The sequence below is a fragment of the Novisyntrophococcus fermenticellae genome (assembly GCF_018866245.1).
Taxonomy (GTDB): domain Bacteria; phylum Bacillota; class Clostridia; order Lachnospirales; family Lachnospiraceae; genus Novisyntrophococcus; species Novisyntrophococcus fermenticellae.
Window position 1 is genome coordinate 780,564 of sequence record NZ_CP076458.1, and the last position, 18,924, is coordinate 799,487.

At 40.9% G+C, this 18,924-nt stretch carries 18 protein-coding genes and 6 pseudogenes; 14 read left to right on the forward strand and 10 right to left on the reverse strand.

The window, feature by feature from the left end; translation table 11 throughout:
* Positions 1–97 precede the first annotated feature (97 nt).
* The 8 genes and pseudogenes from KNL20_RS03580 to KNL20_RS16425 all read left to right on the forward strand — a co-directional run.
* The gene (locus KNL20_RS03580; RefSeq protein WP_230399274.1) at positions 98–685 is read left to right on the forward strand and encodes an Ntn hydrolase family protein; all 588 of its coding nucleotides are present in this window, start codon (positions 98–100) and stop codon (positions 683–685) included.
* A gap of 39 nt (positions 686–724) precedes the next feature.
* A complete protein-coding gene (locus KNL20_RS03585; RefSeq protein WP_230399275.1) occupies positions 725–1,375 on the forward strand; it encodes a hypothetical protein in 651 nt (216 codons plus the stop codon).
* A 24-nt stretch (positions 1,376–1,399) separates the two neighbouring features.
* A pseudogene (locus KNL20_RS03590) lies at positions 1,400–2,297 on the forward strand (DNA/RNA non-specific endonuclease).
* Between the two features lie 163 nt (positions 2,298–2,460).
* On the forward strand, positions 2,461–3,612 hold the full coding sequence (locus KNL20_RS03595) for a Zn-ribbon domain-containing protein (RefSeq protein ID WP_230399276.1): 1,152 nt from the start codon (positions 2,461–2,463) through the stop codon (positions 3,610–3,612).
* Between the two features lie 95 nt (positions 3,613–3,707).
* Positions 3,708–3,899 (forward strand): hypothetical protein, encoded by a 192-nt coding sequence (locus KNL20_RS03600; RefSeq protein WP_230399277.1) that lies wholly within the window; start codon positions 3,708–3,710, stop codon positions 3,897–3,899.
* A gap of 326 nt (positions 3,900–4,225) precedes the next feature.
* Complete coding sequence (locus tag KNL20_RS03605; protein ID WP_230399278.1) at positions 4,226–5,377, forward strand: AAA family ATPase; 1,152 nt, start codon at positions 4,226–4,228, stop codon at positions 5,375–5,377.
* A gap of 11 nt (positions 5,378–5,388) precedes the next feature.
* Positions 5,389–5,907: a hypothetical protein gene (locus tag KNL20_RS03610; protein ID WP_230399279.1), complete on the forward strand. Its 519-nt coding sequence runs from the start codon at positions 5,389–5,391 to the stop codon at positions 5,905–5,907.
* Between the two features lie 185 nt (positions 5,908–6,092).
* Positions 6,093–6,167, forward strand: a pseudogene (locus KNL20_RS16425) (hypothetical protein); the annotation flags it as partial.
* Positions 6,168–6,209: 42 nt separating this feature from the next.
* On the opposite strand, the gene KNL20_RS03620 reads toward KNL20_RS16425, so the two are convergent.
* Complete coding sequence (locus KNL20_RS03620; protein WP_230399280.1) at positions 6,210–7,571, reverse strand: IS110 family RNA-guided transposase; 1,362 nt, start codon at positions 7,569–7,571, stop codon at positions 6,210–6,212.
* A gap of 124 nt (positions 7,572–7,695) precedes the next feature.
* Here KNL20_RS03620 and KNL20_RS03625 point away from each other — a divergent pair.
* Positions 7,696–8,517 (forward strand): annotated as a pseudogene (locus KNL20_RS03625) (ISNCY family transposase); the annotation flags it as partial.
* Positions 8,518–8,570: 53 nt separating this feature from the next.
* Here KNL20_RS03625 and KNL20_RS03630 read toward each other — a convergent pair.
* The 6 genes from KNL20_RS03630 to KNL20_RS16340 form a co-directional block, all read right to left on the reverse strand.
* On the reverse strand, positions 8,571–8,939 hold the full coding sequence (locus tag KNL20_RS03630; protein WP_230399282.1) for a hypothetical protein: 369 nt from the start codon (positions 8,937–8,939) through the stop codon (positions 8,571–8,573).
* 77 nt (positions 8,940–9,016) lie between these two features.
* A complete protein-coding gene (locus KNL20_RS03635; protein ID WP_230399283.1) occupies positions 9,017–9,415 on the reverse strand; it encodes a hypothetical protein in 399 nt (132 codons plus the stop codon).
* A gap of 1 nt (position 9,416) precedes the next feature.
* Positions 9,417–10,577, reverse strand: coding sequence for a recombinase family protein (locus KNL20_RS03640; protein WP_230399284.1), 1,161 nt, complete (start codon positions 10,575–10,577; stop codon positions 9,417–9,419).
* Between the two features lie 3 nt (positions 10,578–10,580).
* Positions 10,581–10,829 carry a hypothetical protein gene (locus KNL20_RS03645; protein ID WP_230397532.1) on the reverse strand — a complete coding sequence of 83 codons (249 nt, stop codon included), beginning with the start codon at positions 10,827–10,829 and terminating at the stop codon, positions 10,581–10,583.
* A gap of 17 nt (positions 10,830–10,846) precedes the next feature.
* Entirely contained in the window at positions 10,847–11,293 is a 447-nt protein-coding gene (locus KNL20_RS03650; protein ID WP_230397533.1) for a helix-turn-helix domain-containing protein, read from the reverse strand.
* A 103-nt stretch (positions 11,294–11,396) separates the two neighbouring features.
* Positions 11,397–11,774 (reverse strand): DUF5372 family protein, encoded by a 378-nt coding sequence (locus KNL20_RS16340; RefSeq protein WP_408637507.1) that lies wholly within the window; start codon positions 11,772–11,774, stop codon positions 11,397–11,399.
* Between KNL20_RS16340 and KNL20_RS16430 the strand changes: the two are divergent.
* Positions 11,735–12,286 (forward strand): annotated as a pseudogene (locus KNL20_RS16430) (ISNCY family transposase); the annotation flags it as partial. The gene KNL20_RS16340 and the pseudogene KNL20_RS16430 overlap by 40 nt on opposite strands.
* Before the next feature lie 606 nt (positions 12,287–12,892).
* Here the strand turns inward: KNL20_RS16430 and KNL20_RS03660 are convergent.
* From KNL20_RS03660 to KNL20_RS16345, 3 genes and pseudogenes are all read right to left on the reverse strand, one after another.
* Complete coding sequence (locus KNL20_RS03660) at positions 12,893–14,116, reverse strand: hypothetical protein (RefSeq protein ID WP_230399285.1); 1,224 nt, start codon at positions 14,114–14,116, stop codon at positions 12,893–12,895.
* 242 nt (positions 14,117–14,358) lie between these two features.
* A pseudogene (locus KNL20_RS16435) lies at positions 14,359–15,136 on the reverse strand (DDE-type integrase/transposase/recombinase); the annotation flags it as partial.
* A gap of 64 nt (positions 15,137–15,200) precedes the next feature.
* On the reverse strand, positions 15,201–15,866 hold the full coding sequence (locus KNL20_RS16345) for a DUF6431 domain-containing protein (protein WP_408637503.1): 666 nt from the start codon (positions 15,864–15,866) through the stop codon (positions 15,201–15,203).
* A 200-nt stretch (positions 15,867–16,066) separates the two neighbouring features.
* Between KNL20_RS16345 and KNL20_RS03675 the strand changes: the two genes are divergently transcribed.
* The 4 genes and pseudogenes from KNL20_RS03675 (at position 16,067) to KNL20_RS03685 (ending at position 18,918) form a co-directional block, all read left to right on the forward strand.
* The gene (locus KNL20_RS03675; protein WP_230399287.1) at positions 16,067–16,936 is read left to right on the forward strand and encodes a tyrosine-type recombinase/integrase; all 870 of its coding nucleotides are present in this window, start codon (positions 16,067–16,069) and stop codon (positions 16,934–16,936) included.
* The gene (locus KNL20_RS03680; RefSeq protein WP_230399288.1) at positions 16,929–17,885 is read left to right on the forward strand and encodes a tyrosine-type recombinase/integrase; all 957 of its coding nucleotides are present in this window, start codon (positions 16,929–16,931) and stop codon (positions 17,883–17,885) included. The genes KNL20_RS03675 and KNL20_RS03680 overlap by 8 nt, the downstream gene beginning before the upstream one ends.
* 76 nt (positions 17,886–17,961) lie before the next feature.
* Positions 17,962–18,177 (forward strand): annotated as a pseudogene (locus tag KNL20_RS16350) (site-specific integrase); the annotation flags it as partial.
* Between the two features lie 36 nt (positions 18,178–18,213).
* Positions 18,214–18,918, forward strand: coding sequence for a tyrosine-type recombinase/integrase (locus tag KNL20_RS03685; protein WP_230399289.1), 705 nt, complete (start codon positions 18,214–18,216; stop codon positions 18,916–18,918).
* Positions 18,919–18,924: the final 6 nt, after the last annotated feature.

Here is an 18,924-nt window from a genome sequence, read left to right on the forward strand (position 1 = left end):
TTCCATACAACAATTATAAAATAACTAGAGGAGGGGCACAAGCTTTTTTCATAACTTGTTTGTGCCTTGAGCGAAGCGAAAGGAATGGTAAAAAAAAATGAGTGTTATTTTTGGTATACGAGAAGAAAAAAGAATTGTTCTTGCAGCAGACAAGAGGACATCTTTAATTACAGGGCATAAAGTCTCTGATGAGCAAGAAAAAATATTTGAAGTCAACAAAAAAGTTGCTGTTACTTGTGGGGGGAATGTAGCAATTGAAACAGCAATCAAAATGGAGATTAATAAGCAAGTTAATAAAAGCACCATGACAACAGACGATCTGGTTTCTATAATTGACAAATTTTATAAAAATCTTGTTGAGAAGAAATGTGATTCAATTTATTCACATACATTTTACTGTTTAATTGCGGGAACTGGGCAAGATGGAAAATCTCATTTAGTTAATGCGGGTAGGTTTCAAACGGGATTTAGTGCAAATGAAGTTCCTGCAGCTCTATATCAGCCAGCGGATGCGGATCAGAAGGAGTGTAATGAGATATTTGCAAAGAATTATTACACTCATCATAATGAATTTTGTGAGAGGACAATACAAGAAATCTCACAGATTAGCGAACTTGTTAGTCCAAACGGTAACAAGTGGGTGTATAACATAGAGGATGCAATGGGACTGATGTATGAGTTCTGACAACTATTTTGTATTGTAGTAGAAAAGAGGAATATTATTATGATGATAAGTCCAGAAACATATTATGATATGGAACTGAAGGGTAAGTTCAAAGAAGAAATCATGATTGCAATTCAGGAACTAAAAGAAGAAATTAATGAAATGAAGAATGTGGTAGAAAGCACTGAAATGCATTCGGAACAATTGGTTCATCCATCTCCAAAGGTACGAATTAAGTGTGATTTAGATTATCTGGAAAGAGCAAAAGCAGCTCTGAGTGAAATAGGGGAAATTTATGTCCCATCAGAAGAAGAAAAGAAGTCAGATAAGTTTAATAATCATATGGATTCCCTTTGGAAGATAACGCTGTGTCGTGATGGATATTTGATAGGACGAATTACATATTGTGTTACAGTTGAGAATGCGTCAGCGATTATGTGTATTAAACATTTTCCAAATCTTAAAAACAATGCAAGGCGAACCTATGGTATGGATAAGGATTTTCTGTTAGAGAGTATTCGTGGATTACATATTGGAACATGGGATACTGAGTACAATGATTATGATGTGCTGGATGGGGAAGGTTGGGAGTTAGTTCTGGAATTCGCAGATGGATTTGAAAAACAAGAGTTCAGCGGAATCAATGCATACCCCTGGAATTATGAAGATCTGTGGGATGCTCTGCAAATCGAAGATGAGAATGAAGAATAATTAGGAGTAAGCAACGAAAAAACAATGACAAATAAAATATACAAAATTATCATCCAGATAATTTTTCTACTGATAATTACGACAGGATGTACAAACGATTTTTCACAAGGTTATCAAGATAATGATGGGGCTAATGCGCATCAAGAAGAGATTAGCTTTGACTTAGACAGCATACCAGAGTTTACCAATAAGCCCTATGTTACGATTAACAACAATATTCCTTCTTTTGTTGAAGCAGATTACACGACAGAATCCTATGAAACATATAGCGAATTGGATGGCTTGGGACGTTGCGGTGTAGCTATGGCTTGCATCGGAACGGATATTATGCCGACAAAGGAACGTGAAGCGATAGGGATGGTAAAACCTTCTGGATGGCAGATAGCAAAATATGATTGCGTCGATGGAAAATATCTTTTCAATAGATGCCACTTGATTGGTTATCAGATTGCAGGAGAAAATGCAAATGAGCGGAATCTCATCACAGGGACAAGATACTTGAATGTGGATGGCATGTTACCATTTGAAAATATGGTAGCAGACTATGTTCGGGAAACTGACAACCACGTGCTGTTTCGTGTGACACCAGTTTTTGCAGGGAACAACTTAGTTGCCTCCGGAGTGCAGATGGAGGCATACTCCGTTGAAGACAATGGAGAAGGTCTTTCTTATAATGTATATGCTTATAATAACCAGCCGGGGATTGAAATTGATTATGCAACAGGCGAGAGTAAGCTAGCGGATGAAAATTCAATGGATGCAGATAATCAAACTCTGAGTGCGGAGGAAACTGATAATGTAGATCAGGAACAGACGGTATGTGTTGAATACGAATAATCACAAGTTTCATAATCCCAGCTGCGCAAGCGTAAAGCAGATGAAAGAGAAAAACAAGCAGGAGTACACGGGAACAAGAGAATAGTTGATTGAACAGGGGTATAGTCCTTGTGGTAGCTGTAATCCTTAATTCACTGAGTAAAACATAGATAACAGATTGATTGTTATTGCATTATTCGGTGTATGGGATACAATTAAAATAGATATACAAAAGAAAATAGGTATACACCTATGAGGGAGGAAACGAGATGGCTTTAATTAAATGTACAGAATGTGGAAAAGAGTTCAGTGACAAGGCGGATGCATGCCCAAATTGCGGATGTCCGACTGAGAAAATGGCAAGACCAGAACAGGCGGTTGCCATAGAAAAAGAACAGCAGAGCAATGAGGCTGACAATTCCGAGACAACAACTGAGAATTCAGTGGTAGAGAAGAAAGAATTGAAAGAGAAAAACCCGAATACAAAAAAGATTATCATTGGAATTATTGCAGCTATTGTTGTCGTAGGTGCAGCAGCATTCTTCTTGACAGCAAACAGTAGAAAGTATTCTTCGGCTAATGCAGACTTTACTAGTAAGAAATTTGAAGTTGCTCTTGAAAAATATGAGAGTTTAGGTGATTACAAAGATTCTGTAAAAAAAGCGGATGAGTGCAAATACGAACTGACTGTTGATGGTCAATTTATGCGTGCGCTTTCCGAGGGACTTATGGCACGTTGGGATAAATCAGATGAAAATGAAGCCAAAGGAACTATCGGAGAGGATCCTGACCAGTATGCGAAGTATTGCCAGATTGAATTAGATAAAGTATCCTCTTTTGCAGATAAAACATTCGATAATGAGAAATTAGGTGAGGATGCAAAGACATATATAGACTTATTAAATAAAGCAAAAGATGCAACGAAGTATTACACCGTAGATTATAACACCTATTCAACGCAGTGGGCTGAGGTATATGCTCAAAGAACAATTTTATTACAAAAATTTATAAGCGATTACAAATTGACCGTTGATGCTGCTCATCAAGATACATTAGATGATTTAATGACAGATGCTTCGGCTGCGAAGGAACAGCAGGAAGCCAAAGAATCAATCCATAAAATGACGGATGGATTTAAGTTAACGGAATCTGAGGATGAATGGGGATACAAGAATTATAAGGTTCAGATGAAAAATTCGACGAATATGACTTTTAACTATTTCTACATGGATATATCTGTTTTGGATGGAGATGGAAAAATTGTAGATACTGGAAATGCATCGCAGGTTGCATCATGGGCACCAGGCCAAGATGCAGAAGTAGATGCATACTTAAATAATCAAGGTGAAAAAGATTTCACGATTGAGGGAAAGACAGTTCAGTTTACGCCACATTATTCTACGGGAACTCTGTATGAATAACTGAATGTACACATAAAAGAAGTATAAAATGAAATAGAATTCGTAACTATACATTCATGATTCAGATAGACGAGTGTTGTGAAGGAGGAGCTGCTATGGGAGATTGGCAGGATTGGAATGGCGATGGTAAAGTAACACAAGATGAAAAGGCTTTTACATATTATATGATGAATGATATGGACAAACGCAGGAAAAATGGAAGTGGCGGTGGATGTTTGTCATGTTTATTGTTATTTATTGCACTTCCTGTTGCATCACTAGGTATAATGATACATTTTCTCTCTTAAAACAAAGCATAATTATTGAGTGTTGATGCATAGCCGGCGGTTTATCGTTCATATGTTGCGGAGTTAACACAAATTGATATACGAATGTCAGGGTGGAAAAAATTCCCACCCTGATTTTTTCTATACTAACGATTGAAAATTAAAAATACGATTAAAAATACGAAACGCAACGGAAGCGGAATCAATATTAGAAAAAATTAAAAACGAAAAATGCGTTGATAATATTTTCAAAAGAGGGTATAATTACACTATGAAAATATTAAAAACGGAAGAACCGTAGATAATTATTTCGCGATGTAGGTTAAAACAAATTGCAGGAGGCGTTTATGAAAATACTTAATATTACAGTGGAAGGATTACCATTATTCAAAGAAAAACTTGATTTATCATTTTATGCAGGACAACGTGTGAGTGAGGATGATAAAGATTGTCTAGTGAATTTGTTTGCAAGTGTCTATCCGAATCCTACAAATGCATTTATTGGTGTAAATGCATCTGGTAAGACATCCGTGTTGAAAGTCCTTGTACTCGCATTGGGAATATTGAATAACGAACCAATCAATCATATTAAAACAAGTGATATTTTAGGAGAAGCAAAAAGAGTTGTGTTGACTACATGCTTTTATTCTAATACAGGTGAAGTGTGCAAATTAGAAACCATTATGACTTCTCTCAAAGAAAGGACGGAAGGTGTTAAGTATTCTATCGTGGAAGAAACATTATGGACAAAGATGGCTTCGGAAGTTAAATCCAGAAAAACGGTTGCTGACTTTGAAAGAATAAAACCAATACTAGTGAGAGACGATCGTGAAGAGTTTCTTTCTGATGATGTTAGTATTATGATTGCCTATAATAAAAAGGCAAAGGAACATACTACGGTAGTTAATCTGCTTGAATTTACGAATAGAAATGAGCTGCCGTTCACAGAGGATGTACCAGCGGAAGTCATTACGTTCCTTGATCCCACAGTAGAAACATTGCATTTTGAAAATAAAGATCAGAAAACAATGATCCATTTGAAATTCTACGGAAAAGAAGAAATAGTGCTTAATAGTGTAGCGATGCTAAATCATTATTTATCATCTGGAACGATTAAAGGAATAATAATTTTCACGCTCGCAAAAGAAGCTTTGCAAACAGGAGGATACTTGATTGTTGATGAAATTGAGAATCATTTCAATAAAGAGATTGCAACAACATTGATTAGATTTTTTATGGATGCAAAACTGAATAGGAATAGGGGAACCTTGATTTTCTCAACTCATTACCCAGAATTATTGGATGAATATGATCGCAATGATAGTATATTTATCACAAGGAATAGAAATGGAATCACAGTAGAAAAACTAAGTAATATTCTAAAGCGAAATGATATTAAGAAGAGTGAGGCCTACCAAAGTGGTTTCCTGGAGGGAACAACTCCTATGTACGAAGCGTATATGCAGCTTAAAAAAAGTTTCGCTGCAGCACTTAAGTAAGGAGGCTGTGGATGAAATTAGCAAAATACAAGGCGTGTATATGTGAAGGTTCAGCCGAAGAGGCAATCATGGACGTGTTGATTGACAATCATCTTCTGATATTTGAACGTGAAGAGATGCTAGAAGAACAAGTGATTCGATGCAGAGAAGGTAAGAAATTCGAAGAGAAGTACTTAAGAAAAGGATTTATGGACAAGATTTCTGTGATTAGAGTTCTTGATTCCAGAAGAGAAAACTTTAAGATTAGCAAAGCCTATGAGAACAAAGTTGATGTGATAAATGTCATTACTGCCCCAGAGATAGAGATGTTGATCATCTATAATGAGGGAAAATACGATGACTTCAAAAAATCTAAGCTGAAGCCTAGTGATTATTGTAAGAGAAATCTCAAAATGAAAGAAGTTAAAACCTACAGTTTTGTGAAAAGATATTTTTCCAATCCTGAAATTTTAATGGATGCAATTAAAAAGTACCATGAAATGTCACGGATTCCAAAAGGAGAATATACGCTATTAGATTTGATGAAATAGAACAATTCCTAAAATGTATGTAAACGAAACAATGAACCAGAAGCAATCGGTGGGGAATATAAAAATTCGGATAATGTGATTGCTGAAACAGATTCTAAAGGAAATCAAAAAGTGAGATTTGTTCCAGTGCCAGCTTTTCAGACAACAGAGGCGATTCAGAATCTATGTGATGAATTTGCAAGAGCATGGGAAGGTACAAAAAATATAAGTTGATTCTAATTCCTATATTCATATTGGATTTTCTGTGTATTCATCCGTTTAATGATGGAAATGGTCGCATGAGCCGATTGCTGACGTTATTATTACTGTATCGTGCTGGATTTATAAGCGACTTCACCCAGATGGGTTGGATGTTCTTCCGTATAGCGCTGGCGCTGGCAGTGTTCCTGTGGAGTAATAATCTCGAAAGGTTTGTTATCCCGAAGCATAGCAAAAATAATGTTACAGATTTTGTGCATTATGGCACCAACAGCCACATTCTTTTTCTTCCCGACACATTTGCGCATGTAATAATCATGAATGACCGGATTTACTGGTGTTTTTGTCCCTTTATCCACTTTGAGGTTATTAAGGGCAACCATATGCAGGATACGCCGTGCAAGGCTTGAGCCACGCTTAGACATATGAATTTTATCTCCATGAAACTTTCCAGACTGCTTCACAGCAGGATCCAGGCCAAAGTAAGCATACAGCTTCTTTGGTGACGAGAATAAGTCAAAGGAGCCCATTTCAGCAATCAAGCCAACAGCACTTAGGAATCCGACTCCACGCAGGGATTGGATGAGGGCGATCTGATCATAGACCGGTTTCCCCTGTAGCAGTTCCACAGCCTTGTGCAGTTCCGCCAGTATGGCACCCAGGTGTTGTTGATATTCCTGGTAAGATTCTATGTAAAGCTTGATCCTGACGGCATTGCTTTGGAGGGCGCGTCCAAAGAGCTGAGAATCCTTTGCGGCTGCCAGTATGGCATCGTACTTAGCCAAGGCATACTTCTCGCCAAAACGGGCGGTTGCCCGGATGATTTCCACGATTTCTTCTTTTGGTGCAGCCAGCATATCCGTTGCAAGCGGGTAGATGCTGAGTAGCTTTAAGGAAGACTGGGTGGTGACTTTGCTGAACACATGCAGGAACGCAGGGAAGGACACTTTAAGCTCTGCATTCAGCTTTAATACAACGGCAGACTGCAAGTCTTTAAAGTAGTAATAGTCCCGCACCAGGTTGCGCAGGTCAACCACAGCATCCTCCGGGATAATGGAAGTCTTGACAGAGGTGTTCAAGCCGATCAAGGCAGCTTTTTTGGAATCAAATTTGTCATTATGCAGTTTTCTTATGTTAATATTTGTGCTATTCTTAGTGATGATAGGATTAATGACGGAGCAGTCAAGCCCCTTATCACGAAGGAAGCACAGAAGCGGGATGTGATAGATCCCGGTAGACTCAAGGAAGCAACGGCTTTTGAGAGAATACAGTTCTTGTGCTTCCTTTATTTTTGTGACAGCAAGATCTCTTGACTGAGGGTCAGAATGTAGAATCTTGAAAGGCTTCCCAAGAAAAGTACCATTGGGCAGAGCGATAGACATCCATGTAAAATCTGCTCCGACATCAAGGCCGACCGACAGATAAGGGATGCTGTCAAGCATCTGAAGTAATTTTTTATAATGCATATGATTCATTTATGATAATGTCTTAGCATACCACAAATGATTATGTCCCAAAGAGAAAATGTAGTATACTAATACCTCAGACTAAAGAAATGAGGTGTACATTATCAGAAAGGTAATCCTTACATTGACAGAAAATGAAAAATACCAAATCATCAAAAAGCTTGTTGATACTAACGGTAACAAACAGACAGCAGCCTTAAAAATAGGATGTACTTTAAGACATATCAACAGGCTTATTAATGGCTATAAAAAATTAGGGAAAGCATTCTTTGTTCATGGTAACCATGCTCACAAGCCTGCTACTACCATTCCGGATGAAACAAAGCTTCTCATCCTTAATCTATACAAGACAAAATACTTTGAAGCTAACCTTACTCATTACCAGGAACTTCTTTCTGAGGTGGAAAACATCAATGTCTCAATCAGTACCATTTCCTCCATCCTTCGAAAAGAATACATTCTCTCTCCCAAAGCTCATCGCTCTACAAAAAAGAAAGTAAAAAAGGAATTGAAGGCATTGAAATCCAAGGCAAAAACTAAAAAACAGCAGATTGCCATACAGTCTTCCATACTGGAGCTTGAAGAAGCTCATCCACGTCATCCCAGGGCAGCTTTCTTTGGTGAAATGATTCAGATGGATGCCTCTGAATTTATCTGGTTTGGCGATACAAAAGCTCATCTGCACATTGCTGTCGATGATTCCACAGGAACCCTTGTAGGTGCCTGGTTCGACACCCAGGAGACTCTGAATGGTTATTACAACGTTCTGAGCCAAATACTTACTGATTATGGGATCCCTTATCAATTTTTTACGGATAATCGCACCGTATTTGAATACAAATGCAAAGCAGAGACCGATGTAGAAAAAGATACTTTCACTCAGTTTGGATATGCCTGCAAACAGCTTGGAATTAACATTCGTACTTCAAGTGTTCCCCAATCAAAAGATTAGTGGTCATACTATACTCCTTCCGTACATTGAAACACCATTTTTAAGTTTCATCCTTCCGATTTAAATATCAGGTCTTTATCATTAGCCCAAATCACCTCCCCACAATACATCCCTTTTCTAACGCGTTTTACTAATGATCCCGTCGAGATTCCTAGCTGTTCTGCTTTTTCTTTTGTAGGTATATATCCCAGCGACAGGTACTTTTCCCTTTTATTCTGGATCCCATAGTCTTTCATGATCCTCTGTACAATCCTTGAATCAAACAGGCAGCCTTTACCGCTCCTTAAACCTTTGGCGTTTAGCTGTTCCGCCAATTCCTTAGAGGTATACTCGCTGCCTTCCTTGCGGAGAAAGTCAATCACTTCATCTGTTGTGGTCCACAGTTTATATGACGGAAGGGCGTTCGATACTTCCACGGTATCGGTGGTTCCTCCTCGGTAGCGTATTTGTATGATGGTTGTATCAGTACCTTTTTTAATTGTTACATCCTCAATCAGATAACGTATAATCCGTTTCTTATCCTCTGCCGGCAGCTCAGGATTATCCCATATTTTATGGAAGTTTTCAGCCAGCCCAGAGACTTTTGCTTCCAATTCCCTATCTGGCGGCGTCTGGTTCTTTTTAATTCATCCTCATACTGCTTTTCTGTATCCAGTAATTGTGCCAGTCTCAGATTCCATGCTGACTCAAGTTCAAGGGAGACGAGCCTGTTGTCAGGATCAACGTTCATGTAACGGCGCCTGGCGATGTCTGCCTCATACCGTGCTTTTTCTACCTGCAGCTGGAAAAATCTGCTCTGCTCGCCTTTGCGGCGGTTCACTTCCTTCTGTACTTCAACCGATTTTTCTATGGCTTCTGGTGTCAGCTTCGCTTTTACAATCTCCGATATCAATTCATCGATATTTTCCCCTGCAATGCTCTGGCATACTTTTTTCCCCTGACTCCACACTGCGCCGCTGACACATATAAACGGGAGCCTGCCTTACTATAAAGCCTTTTTGCTTCTGTTTGTAACGTATGCTCATACGGCTTCCGCATTTTCCACAGAGCACGATACCCTGTAAGAGGGCGGACCCTTCACGTGGCGGTGTTTTCTTATCTTTAACCGCCCAGGCCTGTGTGTTTTCTTGAAGTATCCTCTCATTCCTTTCATAATCCTCATAACTTATGTAAGCGTCATGGTGGTCCTTCAGGAATACATGCCAGTCCTCCCTTTTTGCAGGACGGCTCTTCTTTCCGTCTTTGGTCCATACCGTCTGGTTCTCCCCGTAGTGGTACACGCCCGCATAGGTGGGGTTATGGAGCGTATCCAACACCCTGCTGTTTGCAAGGTTCATCCAGACGACCTCTCCCTTTCGGAAACCCTTGTGTATCCGATGTGGGAATTTATAACCTTTTTTCTTATAGTAGTCTACCATTCCATGTGCGGTCCCGACAATACAAAACGTTCGGAAGAACAGCTCTATAGCCTCGCGTATCTGTATGTCATCATCTTTGATGATGCGCCCACATTCATCATACAGATATCCAATTGGCAGGGGTTTCCTCAGTTCGCCGCGTTTTGCTTTGTTAAGCAGCCCACCTCTCATCCGCTCCTGCAGAAAGTGAAGCTCTGCTTCGCTCATCGTGCCCTTCAGCCCGAGCAGCAGACGGTCATTGAAGTCATTCGGGTCATATACACCATCCGCATCGATCAGAAGAGTATCTGTCATCGCACAATACTCTATCAGCCGGCTCCAGTCGCTGGAACTGCGGGACAGCCTGGACGCTTCAATGCAGGCTACGGCACCGGCCATCCCATTTGCCACGTCTGCGACAAGTTTCTGGAAACCATCGCGGTTTTCTGCTGTTTTTGCTGAATGGCCAAGATCACAGTCAACAACCTCGATCAGTGACTGGTCCCATCCAAGTGATGTAAGCTTTTCACGGAGTGCATACTGGCGGATCGTGCTTTCCGTATTCTCCTGTACCTGCCGCAGCGTTGATTGTCTGATGTACAGATATGCAGTTTTGGACAGATGCCGTCCCTCGATTTTCTGATTAATCCCTTTCATTTCTTATCCTCCTATAAGCGTTGCGAGAAGAAGTACAAGATCATCCCTTTCGTCCCCTTCATCCATGCGCACCGACAATCGCATGGGGTTTCTATCCGAAGCCTTATCGCCCATCTGCAGCCAGATGGCCCAGCAGAACATTCCCTGTGCAAGCAGTACTGTAATACCCGAAATCCGTTCCGGTTTTTGCATACATCCACTGGTAAAGAATTCCCGGTATTCTTCATATATCCCAAGTCCTGTTTCCAGCACAGGAAAGGCAGCCGCATTCAGCGGCTGCCCATGTGTTTTTTTGACAGATATCTCTCCACGGTGCGGTTATGCACACGGATTCCCGTACTCTCCTTCATCCGGTTATTAATCTCCCGTGTGGATGCGCCAGGATGCTCCACCTGATAACGGTCAATGAAATCCCTTCCCTTATCAGTAAGTTTGTGCGCGCCTTTAGGGCCGGTTTTCTTTGGGACAAGGGCCTGCAGCCCACCCGCCTCATAGGCAGACCGCGTATTATAAAAGGACTCCCTGGATAGTCCGTACTGCCGGGATGCCTGGGTGACCGTGCATTCGCCGGATCCAACACTCCGTAGCATCTCATATTTGACCTGGATCAGATCATGGGAATCGAAAAAAATCCCACTGCTGAAATGCAGGGCAGTGACGCCCGCGTGGTTTGGATTATAGGTTCCATTCTCTTTTAATACATCGTTTTTACCCATTAGCATAGCCCTCCTGATAATCTAATTATGTCATGTCCAGCATTGATTGTCAATGAATAAATGTCTTAAATTCACATAAAACCCACTTATATATAGAAATATTTTATGTTTTAGACATAATTGTATTTACACTTTGACATAATTGGATTGACAGTTTTTCTTCTGTCATAAGGAGGGTTTCCTTCAGGCACGCAAGATCTTCATACCTGAAGTCAGCCCGTCCGTTTGAGATGGATACAAAGGGGTCTGGTGGAAGATAGTCCGTCCATGACGTGAGAATAAGGCAGGTATCGCCGTTTTCATCAAAAGAAAGCAGTCTGTCTTCGCCCCAGCAAGACCTGCGTTCAACAAGTTTGAATTCTTTCCCCTTCAGCGGTGAAAAGGGATGCGTGATTATAAAAGTTCCTCGATTGTCTGATAAAGCTGCATTTGAAAACCTTTTCCAAAGGGCGGGTCGAAAGAATGAATGGCACTCTTCAATCCCGCCTGCCGGTAGAGCTGCGTTTAAATGGTATTACTTCCATTGAGGAAGCCAACAAATTTCTAAACTCCTACATAAAGAAATTTAATAAACGTTTCGCTTTACCAGTTGATAGTACCAAATCTGTGTTTGAAACGCAACCCAATTCGAACAAAATCAACTTAACACTGGCAGTTCTATCTTCAAGAAAGATAGATAATGGGAGCTGTTTAAAATATCATAAGGATTATTATCTTCCAGTCGATGCACATGGCCATGCTGTGTACCACCGCAAAGGTACGTCTGCGATGGTTATAAAGGCTTTTAATGATGAACTCTACTGTTGTATAGGTGAACAGGTATATGCCCTTGAAAAGCTTCCTGAGCACCATCTTGTATCAAGAGCCTTTGACCTTGCAGATCTTCCACAAAAGCCAAAGGAAAAATATATACCGCCCATGTCTCATCCTTGGAAAAAAGCATCTTTTGATAAATACATAAAAAAACAAAAACATCGAAAAGATGTTGCATAATACAAAGCACCATTTATTTGGTGCTAATGTTTGAAATTTTTTAGGACATTTTCAAAAACGGTTGACAGCATCTGAAGTAATTTTTTATAATGCATGGTTGTTATCCTTTCTGGCAGGCATCCATTTCCCAAAGGTGGATACACAGCCTAGCGGCTTATACAGGTATAGCCTGAGGCTTCCCAACCAGCCAAAACATAAATCACCACCGAATGGATTGACAGACTTAATGAGAGGTTTGGCCAGCCGAAGCTGGTTCCCAAGGAGGATCCGTCAATAATCCTGCCCCGATGATTATACCTCAATGTTCTGCCTGGTGCACTATGGAAGCCGCAGACATAATATTTTTTTAACCATAACCTTTGATGGAGGGAGAACCTACTCCTGCAGTTATTGATTAGATTGGATTTTGAAACTATTACCTTGTAGTCCTTATCAACTACACCATTATTATGATCTCTCGGAATTTTGATTGATCATGCCAGCACTGCTGGCAACAGGACATTGAAAAGTGAATATTATCCAAAATGAAATAAATAGTGAAAAAAGAGTATGAGAAATAGACATAACTGTCGCTATGCCTGAAAAATTTGTTATAATAAAAACGGATTATGCTGCTTGTAGAATCAACTTTCGCAGGGCGGATTCAAAAGGCATATCCCAGGCATCCAGATGTTGCAACATCAGGATGTGATAGAGGCGGCAGTACCACATCTTAGTTGAGCGGTGTCTGCCGTCTTCTAATTTAAAGTCTAATTTCTCACGTTTATTCGAACGTTCTGCAGAAGTTCTTGCATGATACTCAAGTTTCCATTCATCAGAGTCACGAGGTGGAATATTAAACAGTCTTGGATTATCCTTCATTGCCACATGTATGGTTCTTCCATATTTAGAATCAGAGCAGGGGTGTTCACAGGAACAGCTATATTTTCTGCTGGCTAAAGGGCATCTGAATTTCACACGATATTTTGAAGGCTCAGAGCCATCATGGTTCATACGTCTGCCTTCTCTGCATACAGGAACCCCATCTTTGCCAATGGTGAAGTCGTCCTTGTAAGGCAGCTTCACGCCACCTTTACCATTCAGATCAATAAAAGGTGTGATACGTGCCCGTCTGAAATACTCATAGTAAGGCATTGCATCGTGTGCAGAATCCAGAAGCATCTTTGTGATAGTAAAGTCAGGAAGAAAACTCTTCATTCTGAAGAAGTTAAGCAAAAATCCGTGTGAATCATGCTTTGAAGCTGGATTAAGCAATGGAAAAACTGGCAGATCGCTTTCTGAAGCGACGAGCATGTAAAGGTCATAGCCGTGGTAAGAACAATCTCTGGATGAGTCCCAACCGATATCGCAATCAGGCTGAGAAAAATATCTGTCACATTTGCAGTCAGGAATGCCTTTAGAAGCACAGCTGCAGACACGATGTTTACGCTCTCTGTGAGATGTTACGACAGGAGTTCCGTCGCCAGCCAGGGCAAGTGATTGGGTATCAATAAGCCCTTTGGAAACAGACTGATATAGGAATTCTTTTTGATAAAGGATGAAAAGAGAACCATATGGTTGATCCTTGATGTCAAAGGCAGTGTTCTCTAATTGTGGAAGTAGTTGTTCCACTTTGACCTTTTCAACAGAATCAGCTTTGGTACCTTTTGTCTTAGGTTTCTTTACCTTCGCCTTGAGAGGATGTATATGCGGAGAAAGATGATTATCATCGGAATCCCATAAGCGATTTAGGAAATCATAAAAGGTGCCAACACCAGGAGTGTCACCGAATTCAAAGCCTCCAATCGAAAAATATGTGCCGCCCGCAAGCGAACGGTACTTATTGATCAATAGGCGCGAAGCGCCGCATTTTTCGAGTAAACTGTCAAGTGTTTTTTGACAAAAAAGTGGGGGGTTTTAATAAAAAAGGGATCTGAAAGCCTTGAATTTACTGGCTTAGAGATTCCGAGAGATTATTTGTATTGTGGGGAGGTGATTTGGGCTAATGATAAAGACCTGATATTTAAATCGGAAGGATGAAACTTAAAAATGGTGTTTCAATGTACGGAAGGAGTATAGTATGACCACTAATCTTTCTGGGTCGGGGTATAAGGCCTGCAGTAGCTGATCACAGAACCGATCCGTGCGGCCAGAAGCTCCATCTGCCGGTTTTTGTAGGCGGCGCCATTATCGAAGTTGAATACCTTTGGCCGTCCATACTTGGACACTGCCGATTTCATGACGGACATCAGGTTGACGAAGGTATCGTTGAAGAACACATCGGCACCGAGGATGAAGCGGCTGGCATCGTCAATCAGTGCGATCACGTAGACACGGTGTTTTTTCCGTCGTCGGTCTTCAGATAAGGACTCGAACTGGAGTCGCCGCACCACACTTCATTGATATGAGGCCTTTCGTAGCGGCGCATATCCTGATTGCCGGTCAGGCGTTCCTGAAGGACGAGCTGGTTGATGAAACGGCATACCGTGGATTCAGAAAGCTGCCCGGAACGGATGCTGCCGTTATCCTGCAGCTGCTGATAGATGGTGGCTGCGGACATCCGGGGATAACGGTGCTTGAGATAAGAGATCTGTTCCTTCAGATCCTCATTGATTTTTCGGCTGACTCCACAGTCAGAGCGTCCGGAGGGAATCAGGCATCAAAACCGGATTTGCGGTAGGCCAGATACCATTTTTCCAGAGTTCCGGGGGAATAATGCCGGAGAGAACCATCCGGAGCCTTGATCCCCTTTGCCGAAGCGGTACGAAAGAAAGCACTCAGGGATTCGTAGTCTTCCTGGGTACCTGTAATGAGTGGTGCAATCGCAGAATAACGCATCAGAGCGACTGCCTGTTTCTTTTCCTGTTCCATAAGTCAGGCCTCCTTGTTGTTTTTCCTTTATTATAAGTGTCGAGAGGTCTGCTGTCGGGTAAGGCTATGTGGTATAGGAAAAAAGCCGGTTGCTCCTCCGATGGATCTGCATGAACTGTGATGAATAATGTGAGAAGCAGGAGAATACCAGAGCGGTCAGAGGAAAAAGGGGGATTCTGAGAGACCTCAGTTTTTCCCGCCAGTACCGCCGGTAGTTTCGGAGTACAGACTTGACATTGTTTTCATCAACAGAGAGATGATTGCGGCAGATTTCGCAGCTGCCGTTTCCAGCCTCGTAATCGTTGTAGATGCGCTGCTGGTCAGCAAGGGAAATCTGGGAATAAGGGACTATGGAGGACAAAAGGAGTGCGTGGGTCGTTCCGCACTCGGAACATCTGACCCGGCAGATGCGAAGGCAGACCGCCCCCTCTTCCTTTTTCACGGAACGATTGTAGTAACCGTGAACCGTGAGGCATGCGGAGTGCCCGCAGAAACAGGTCAGCTGATGAAGCTGGACATCATTTATAACAGAATCATAAAAGGATTGAGAAATCTGATTGCAATCACTGACGAATAAGGTTATCATAGTATTGTGAATGGACACAGGTTTACCTGTGTATATGAGCAGTAGCAGGCCGGGCTTTTCGAGGGTGAGGCCTGCTATTTCTATGTGACAAGCATTATCATAACACAAGAGGCACGGCATAAGGCAATCTGATGTAAAATCCATCAGAATTATTTATGCTGTGCCCCTTTTTAATTTGGGTGAATGAGGTATGGTTTGGAACCAGATAAAATGCGGGATAACAGTGTATTAAGTTTATTGAATCCTATCTTAAGAATGGAATGGTTGATTGGACACCAGCATATCCAACGGCGGAGTTTCCTATTAAATCGGAACAGCTTATAGAATCTTTCAATTCATATCTGATGGAGCTTAAAAACCGAGAACTTAAGCCTAATACTGTTGATGGGTATAGACGCTTTATTTATTATTTTATAGAATATCTTGAAAATCACGGGTATACATCGCTGTCAGATATGGAAAATGGTGCTGTTGTTGCTTTCATTTCAGTCATATGCACTGAGCGCTATCAACCAACCAGTCTTGGCGCACACTTGCCTGGGCTCAAGAGATTTCTGGATATGCATGACGAAACCAGAAAATTTCTCTGCGAGTTACCAGGACATTTACCAAAAAAACGTGATATCCTACAGATCTATTCCGATGAAGAATACCACCAGGTTGTTGCGCACCTTGACAACTCTGATAATCTCTCTTTCAGAAATAAGGCAATTACCATCATTGCACTGGAAACGGGCATGCGTGCAGTCGATATCTGTAACCTGAAGCTTTCAAATATCAACTGGGAACACGATTATATTCATATCATTCAGCAAAAGACAGAACGTGTACATAATATACCACTTTCTGAAACAATCGGGAATGCCTTGGCTGATTATCTGCTTAATGAAAGACCAGCCTCAGAGTCGGACTTTGTATTCTTGAGAAATAATGTACCATTTTCCCCACTCATGAGCCATGCGGGAATAAAAAACGTTCTTTTCAATGTGTTGAATGATGCAGATATAGAATCTAAGGGACGGATATATGGTTCAAGGATAACAAGACACAGTACTGCATCAAGAATGCTCAGAAATGGAGTTCCACTTCCTGTGATTTCTGAGGCGCTTGGACACGGAAACCCGAATAGTGTGATGATATATATCACCACAGATGATGCGAAGCTGGCTGAGTGTACACTCCCTCTTCCGAAAGGGGGGAGGCACAATGGATAGCAATAAAAGGATTCGTCAGTTGGCTGACGATTTTATCGTATATAAGAAATCATTAGGGTATGTTTATGATTCACCTCAGCGTTTGCTAAACAGATATGTTGATTACGTCGAACAGGTAAGTCCTAATATTATTTATCCTGAAAAGTATGTAACAGATAAATATCTTGGCAGTCTTTCTGGGGCTCCGGGCACTTTATACGGTATGATAAGTACCTTGCGTGAATTCAGCAACTATCTTTTTATCCATGGTTATGAAAAAGTATATGTAATTCCGCCTAAAACAGCTAGTCAACCGGTTCCAGAGGCACCTTATTTTTTCACGGAGGATGAGATATCTGCTTTTTTTGAGAAGCTTGATGAAGTTGACGTTCATGCCAGCTTTAAGGGTAGGGAAATTGTTCTCCCTGCTATTTTTAGACTTCTCTATTGCTGTGGGCTCAGATGCAAGGAAGCAAGAACTCTTGAATGTGACAACGTACATTCAGATGAGCGCTATATGGATGTGCGGCAGTCTAAAGGACCTAAAAGTCGGCGTATATTCATCAGTCAGGAATTAGCAAACTATCTTAATGAATATAATGCCAAAATAAGTTTACTGTTTCCGGATAGAAAGTATTATTTTCCACATCTGGATAGCTACTATAGTAGTGGAATGATATCAAAAAACTTCAGAAGATTTTGGAAAAAGGCATATCCTGATTTCCGTATAACAACCCGTCCCAGAGCATATGATTTCCGACATCATCTGGTGTGGGCAAATCTGAACAGATGGGCGGCAGAAGGTATTGATATCAATGTCATGCTTGCCTATCTCATGCGGTATATGGGGCATCAAAATATAAGCGAAACTCTGTACTACTTCCGATTTGTCCCCGAATTCTTTCCCACCTTCAGAGAGATGTCAAAATCTCTTGAAGATATACTTCCAGAGGTGCCGGATGAAAAATAAGAACAAAAATGCTATAAATAACAGCAGTATATTTTGAAGTACGTCAAAGGAGTTTATCACCCATCAGCTTCCTGATATTAGGAAAGCAAGTCCTAATACTGTTTCCTCATACAGGGATAGCCTGAACAAATATATTGATTATCTGGAAGTTGAAAAACGGATCAGGCGTAAGGATATAACATTTGGAGAATTCAGTAGAGACAATGTCAAATCATTTCTCGATTGGATGCTCAACACAAAAAAATATGCAGAAAAAACCTGCAACTTAAGAATCACGGCAATACATTCACTGCTTGAATATGCCGGATACGAATTCAGCACTGATCTTATGTCAGTATATCTTGAAGTATGTACAGTAAAAGGAGTTAAGGTCAGGGATAAGCCTATCGAGTATTTTGAAAACAAGCAGATGAAAGCGCTGCTTTCGGCTCCTGAGATCAAAAGCAAAACCGGCCGTAGAAATCAGATGATACTTGTACTTTATTATGATACAGCAGCCAGAATATCAGAGCTTTTAGAAGCAACGTTCAGTCAGATATACCTTGCTGCTGATGTTCCCTATATGACGATCTTTGGAAAGGGGCGTAAATACAGAAATATCCCTCTGATGGAAAAGACTGTCCTGCATCTTAAAAGATATTTTAGCGAATTCCATCCGGAAGGCAATCGCGAGTTACCCCTGTTTTATGCTACAACATACGGCCAGAAGCATCGATTATCCAATGATACGGTTGAAGGTATGATTAGAAAATGCTCTGAAAGATGTCTGAAAAATGGGGTGGAAATGCCAGACAAACCCCACTGCCATATGATAAGGAAGACCAGAGCCATGGATCTATACAAAAATGGCATGCCGCTTTCCCATATCCAGCAACATTTAGGGCACGAAGATATGTCAATAACATCCGGTTTCTATGCCTTTGCCACTCTTGATACACTTGCAAAATCAATGGATGTCGCAAATAAGAATACATCTACAGAAGGAAAGAAATGGAATGATAAAGAAATCTTGAAGAAGATATACAGACTCTGACACTGG

Bases quoted from the DNA above. Each gene is read 5' to 3' on its own strand.
- KNL20_RS03580 (WP_230399274.1), top strand. From the start codon at position 98: ATGAGTGTTATTTTTGGTATACGAGAAGAAAAAAGAATTGTTCTTGCA.
- KNL20_RS03585 (WP_230399275.1), top strand. From the start codon at position 725: ATGATGATAAGTCCAGAAACATATTATGATATGGAACTGAAGGGTAAG.
- KNL20_RS03595 (WP_230399276.1), top strand. From the start codon at position 2,461: ATGGCTTTAATTAAATGTACAGAATGTGGAAAAGAGTTCAGTGACAAG.
- KNL20_RS03600 (WP_230399277.1), top strand. From the start codon at position 3,708: ATGGGAGATTGGCAGGATTGGAATGGCGATGGTAAAGTAACACAAGAT.
- KNL20_RS03605 (WP_230399278.1), top strand. From the start codon at position 4,226: ATGAAAATACTTAATATTACAGTGGAAGGATTACCATTATTCAAAGAA.
- KNL20_RS03610 (WP_230399279.1), top strand. From the start codon at position 5,389: ATGAAATTAGCAAAATACAAGGCGTGTATATGTGAAGGTTCAGCCGAA.
- KNL20_RS03620 (WP_230399280.1), bottom strand. From the start codon at position 7,571: ATGCATTATAAAAAATTACTTCAGATGCTTGACAGCATCCCTTATCTG.
- KNL20_RS03640 (WP_230399284.1), bottom strand. From the start codon at position 10,577: ATGAAAGGGATTAATCAGAAAATCGAGGGACGGCATCTGTCCAAAACT.
- KNL20_RS03650 (WP_230397533.1), bottom strand. From the start codon at position 11,293: ATGGGTAAAAACGATGTATTAAAAGAGAATGGAACCTATAATCCAAAC.
- KNL20_RS16345 (WP_408637503.1), bottom strand. From the start codon at position 15,866: ATGGATTTTACATCAGATTGCCTTATGCCGTGCCTCTTGTGTTATGAT.
- KNL20_RS03675 (WP_230399287.1), top strand. From the start codon at position 16,067: ATGGAGCTTAAAAACCGAGAACTTAAGCCTAATACTGTTGATGGGTAT.
- KNL20_RS03680 (WP_230399288.1), top strand. From the start codon at position 16,929: ATGGATAGCAATAAAAGGATTCGTCAGTTGGCTGACGATTTTATCGTA.
- KNL20_RS03685 (WP_230399289.1), top strand. From the start codon at position 18,214: ATGTCAGTATATCTTGAAGTATGTACAGTAAAAGGAGTTAAGGTCAGG.